This window comes from Porphyromonas bennonis DSM 23058 = JCM 16335 (genome assembly GCF_000375645.1).
Classification (GTDB): domain Bacteria; phylum Bacteroidota; class Bacteroidia; order Bacteroidales; family Porphyromonadaceae; genus Porphyromonas_A; species Porphyromonas_A bennonis.
In genome coordinates this window covers 1-4,610 of sequence record NZ_AQWR01000068.1, presented here as the reverse complement: position 1 = coordinate 4,610, position 4,610 = coordinate 1, and the positions used below count along the sequence as shown (strand labels likewise).

The 4,610-nt window shown below is 56.9% G+C and carries 4 protein-coding genes; 1 reads left to right on the top strand and 3 read right to left on the bottom strand.

The window, feature by feature from the left end:
* The 3 genes from B088_RS07945 to B088_RS07935 form a co-directional block, all read right to left on the bottom strand.
* Positions 1-595, bottom strand: a 595-nt coding sequence (locus B088_RS07945; protein ID WP_018107898.1) for a hypothetical protein, incomplete at its 3' end; no start/stop codon positions are given.
* Positions 596-728: 133 nt separating this feature from the next.
* On the bottom strand, positions 729-2,213 hold the full coding sequence (locus tag B088_RS07940; protein ID WP_026170570.1) for an OmpA family protein: 1,485 nt from the start codon (positions 2,211-2,213) through the stop codon (positions 729-731).
* A gap of 3 nt (positions 2,214-2,216) precedes the next feature.
* Positions 2,217-2,798 carry a DUF3575 domain-containing protein gene (locus B088_RS07935; protein WP_018107896.1) on the bottom strand — a complete coding sequence of 194 codons (582 nt, stop codon included), beginning with the start codon at positions 2,796-2,798 and terminating at the stop codon, positions 2,217-2,219.
* 407 nt (positions 2,799-3,205) lie between these two features.
* Between B088_RS07935 and B088_RS07930 the strand changes: the two genes are divergently transcribed.
* Positions 3,206-4,150: a DUF5106 domain-containing protein gene (locus B088_RS07930; protein WP_081605494.1), complete on the top strand. Its 945-nt coding sequence runs from the start codon at positions 3,206-3,208 to the stop codon at positions 4,148-4,150.
* Positions 4,151-4,610 lie beyond the last annotated feature (460 nt).

Here is a 4,610-nt window from a genome sequence, read left to right as displayed (position 1 = left end):
CGACATTTACCCCATCCATCCAGAGCTGAGCCTTAGAGACCACGCGCTGGAGTGTGAACTTGAAGAAGTTCTTATTCTCATTCTTCGGGTCTTTCACGCCGTCCACGATCGTCTGAGTATTGGAAGCCTCCTCAGCTGAGGTAGACATAGCAAAGCCCTCGGTGGCAGAGGCAAGCTTATCGATATCAGCGATAGCGACCGTCTTGTCCTTGTCGAGGTCAGCCTTGGTGAAGCCAAGAGCTGCCATATTGATCAACGGAGTGATGGTCACGTCGGTACCGGGGTTGGTCTTGATCACCTTGCTGGTCCAGACGTTGCCTTTAGGCTCGAGGAACTCCACGGGGATAGCGGGACGATCACTGATCAGGAGCTGACCACTCTTGATCTCGTTCTCCTCCTTGGTACCCTCTACCTCCTTGTCCTGACCATCAGTGATGTCAGCACGGTTGCCAGACTGGGCCTTGAAGTAGGAGACGGAGAGCTGGAGACCGGTCGTGCCCTCGTCTGTAGGCTCTACGCCATTGTTAGTCTTGCTGCAAGCCGTAAAGGCAAGTGCCACGGCAGCTGCTGCAAGTACTGTTGCTACATTTTTCATAAATCTAAATGTTGTAAAACAGTGAGTGATAAATAATATAGTGATTGTAGTAATGTCTGCTGATGTCGTAGTCTTATCGGACAAGTCGGACAAGTCGGACAGGTCGGACAAGTCGGACGGCGCAATGGCTCTATCAGAGGCTCTCGACGAGCTTGCGGAGCTCGGCGAGGTTGTCGGCGGCACGCTTGTCGCCCTTGGCAATCGCCTCGCTGAAGCACTTCTCCGCCTCGTCGTACTTGCCGGTGAGGGCAAGGGCGATACCGCGGTTATTCAGTGTCTCGGCGGTGGGTGCCTTCACCTGATCAAGTCGGGTGAGGGCTGCGGCGGCATTTCCGCTCTCGAGCTCAGCAGCAGCGGCGTTAGTCAGCGCAGCGGGCTCGTTGGGGAAGTACTTCTCGGCAATGGCGAAGACCTCCTTGAAGTCCTCACTGCCGACGGGATAGCTATTAGCGACGAGATACATCTCGTTAAGGCTGAGGAGCTTCGGCGCAGTCTTGATCCGTTCGCGTGCCTCCTCGAGGTTGAAGCCCCGGACGGTGTAGCGGAAGGCGTAGTCCGTGCGGCGCACCTTGGCGTAGAGTCCGGCGTCGGATACCAGCTCGCGGAAGGGGACACCGCCCTGGAGGGTGCGAACCTTCGGGTCGCGGGCGTCACCGCTGTAGTTGTCGATGATCTGCTGGAGGTCGGACTTGTAGGAGAGATCCGACTCGCGGATGAGCTTCTCCACACCTGCCCAGTCCTCACCACGTCCGGCGACGCTCATGTCGGAGCGCTTGATGCCGTGGGTGCGGCTGAGGTAGTCAGCGAAGGACTTCGCACGGCGCTCGGAGAGTGCCTTATTGTACCCCGCCTTGCCCTCGGGTGAGGCCCAGCCCTCTACGGTCATGCCGGTGAGGGTGATGTCCTTATTACCGAGCACGGAGCGGACCTTGCTGTCCACGTCATCGAGGACGGTGGCATTTTGCTTATAGCCACGGTCGATATTGTGCTTTGCGACGCGGAAGGCGATGGTAGCGGAGTACTTATCGGCGCGGTTCTTGATCTTCTCTGCCACAGGTACCACGTAGGAGGTGTGGTAGGTGGGGCGGTAGGGCTCTGCCTTGACGAAGGGGGTGAGGAGCGTCATCGTGGCGTTGCCTCGGTCGCAGTCGGCGCATCCGGTGAGCCACTCGTCGATGGAGAGGACGGCTCCGCGCATACGCTTGTCATAGGGGACCGTAACGCTGTAGCGGATGGTCTGCGGGAGACCATTCTGTCGACGGGTAATGCTCTGAGGACGAGCAGCAGAGTAGTAGTCGGGCGTGTGTCCGAAGGAGAGCTGGCGACTGAGAGCCTTGTCACGGGTCCCGCCGACGATGTAGATCGGCTCGAGTACCTGCTCGTAGGAGCCGTCGGGCTGTGCGATCCTCGGGGTGAGGATGATGAGGTCGTTGCTGCCCACCCGGAGGTCATCGAGGATGAGATCCAGGGCGAGACTCACCTGACCGGCGCCCTTGTCGACGTGGACAGTCGGGGTAGCCTTGATCTGATCCAGGTGGCGAACCGGCTTCGCAGCGAAGGCGGTGAGAGCGAGGAGCGACAGGAGTGTCGCGGCAAATATCTTTTTCATCTTATCCATGGATCAATTGAAGAAGTAGGTGAGGGAGAGCGTGGCGCGAGTGAGGCCGAAGTAGTCGTAGGTGCTCTCGTCGAGGAGCGGGCTGCAGACGGGGCACTCGTACTTCTTGTAAGGAGTGCGTGCCCAGCCGCCACCGAGGGAGGCCTCGAGATTGAGGTGCTTGGAGAGGATCCACTGATGTCCGAGGCTGAGTCCGGCGCCGTAGAAGTAGCCCTCGTAGCGGTGGTCCTTCAGGTTCTTCAGTCGACCGACGGGGAGATTGATGCCGCCGATGTTGTACTGACCGTAGTGGCCGTGAAGGCCGACGAAGGTGCCATTGAAGACCTCGCAGAACCAGTACCGGAGCTCCGGTTGGACGAGCCAGTGACGCACCTCGAGGGGCTTCTCATACTTCCAGAGGTTGCCACCGCCGTAGAGGTCAAGGGTTACCTTAGGACCCATAGCGAATTCGAGGGCAGCATTGGGAGAGCCCATGACAGCCCAGTGGAGGGCGTTGGTCTTAAGTGCTACTTTCTGAGCCTTCGCACCCTGGATGGCGAGCCCTGAGAGCAGGAGGATCAGAAGTATTTTAGCGTAATGCTTCATATATGAAAAGATTAAACAATTGTTATCTCCATCTATAGTACCTAACCCGGTGGATCGGATATGTGTCAAAGGGACTGTATGCTCCAGTCAAGAAAAACTTTGCGACCTCACAAGTTAAAAAAGACTCTCTATAATGTTACAAAGTGACCACACGAGGCATTCGTCCCCCTTCACGCTACAAATGTACCTCAAAATACTCGATTAAATCAAGCAAAATTAGAAAAATAGAATGACTACTCTACTGGAATGCCGATACAATCAAGGATTGTAGCAAATGTTAAAGTTTACACTTTCATAGAGAATAGGGTCAACAGTCCGATGGGATTATATATAATTACCTCATATTACACAAATTGACATGAAGTGGTTTACCCTACACTTAATGAAAAAATAGGTATTATTGCCGTATGAAAGCAAGGCAATTACTCATAGCGCTACTCATGCCGCTCCTGATCGGAGGGTGTAGTAGCGGTAAGAAAACAGACGAGCGCCAGCAGGCTGTCGTCCACGAGCGTCAGCTGGTGCTGCCGGAGATACCGGTGATGGTCCGGTCGGATGCCGAGAGGCGACTCTACCTACTGGATCACTACTGGGATAGTGTAGACTTCACCGAGCCGGGGATAGAGCGTGACACCCTATTTATCACCCGATCACTCATCGACTATCTCGGGCTCTCCAAGGGCGTGGATCAGGATCGGCGTCGTCCGGCGGCGCAACACCTCATCGGACAGGTGGAGCGTAATCCCGAGGCTCTAAGCCTGCTGATGAGCAGCCTCAGCGCCCTACTCTACGACCCAAGCTCTGCCCGGTACGACGAGACCCTCTACCTCCCCTTCGTGGAGGCGGCTATAGGGTCGGACTCTATTACAGCAGCAGAGCGAGATAGACTCGTCTTTGCTCGTGAGCAGATACGAAAGAACTACCCCGGGACGGCAGCGACAGACTTTAGCTACAAGGACGTGGAGGGGCGATCGCACCATCTCGGAGGACTCTACGACACGGTCCCTATCCTGATCTTTTTCTTTCGCCCCGACTGCAGTGGATGCGATGTTTTAGCACAGCAGATGAGGCACTCAGCGGTACTGGACAGGGCGCTGGAGGAGCGACAGATAAGGATCCTGGCACTCGCTACGGCTGGTACGGTCGAGGAGTGGGAGGAGAAGAGGAGTCACTTCGATCCACGATGGCTCCAGGGACGCAATGTGCGCGACTTCGAGGGGATCGAGCTGTATGACTTCCGCGCCATGCCTACCTTTTACCTCCTCTCCGGTGAGGGGATCGTTCTGATCAAGGATCAGCCTTTCCCAGTAGTGGAGCAGTACCTGTCTCAGGGAGAGAGTGATAGTATATAAGCGGGGATCTGTCATCACGACGGCCCTTCTTGGGGGGGGCATTGGACGAGTCGGACGAGTCGGACGTTCTGCCCAAATATAGTAGGCTCTGACAGCATACCGGCATCCGCAAGGATGCCCGTTCCATAGGCATCGGTCGAGGCACGAAGTGCCGATGACCGATGTATAAGCGTACGCATTAGTCGCAGGGAAAGAGGATTTCTGCTCGGCGACCGCAAGGGCGTCGCACATACCAGTCAGTCAATCAGTGCGACGCCCTGGCGGGGTCGGGATTGCTTGCTTTGCCCGGTCCACGGGTCGTCGGGGCTACGCCCCTCGACCCGAGGCTATGGAGCGGGCACCCGCAAGGGGTGCTTCCCCGCCGCCTGGCGCACTGTCTTATCGGACGGGGCGATGCCCTATCGGACAAGTCGGACGGGGCGGACGAGCGCGGTGCCTAATCGGACGGGGCGACGATCCC

Excerpts from the sequence above, each read along its gene's own strand:
- B088_RS07935 (WP_018107896.1), bottom strand. The coding sequence starts at position 2,798 with ATGAAGCATTACGCTAAAATACTTCTGATCCTCCTGCTCTCAGGGCTC.
- B088_RS07940 (WP_026170570.1), bottom strand. The coding sequence starts at position 2,213 with ATGGATAAGATGAAAAAGATATTTGCCGCGACACTCCTGTCGCTCCTC.
- B088_RS07930 (WP_081605494.1), top strand. The coding sequence starts at position 3,206 with ATGAAAGCAAGGCAATTACTCATAGCGCTACTCATGCCGCTCCTGATC.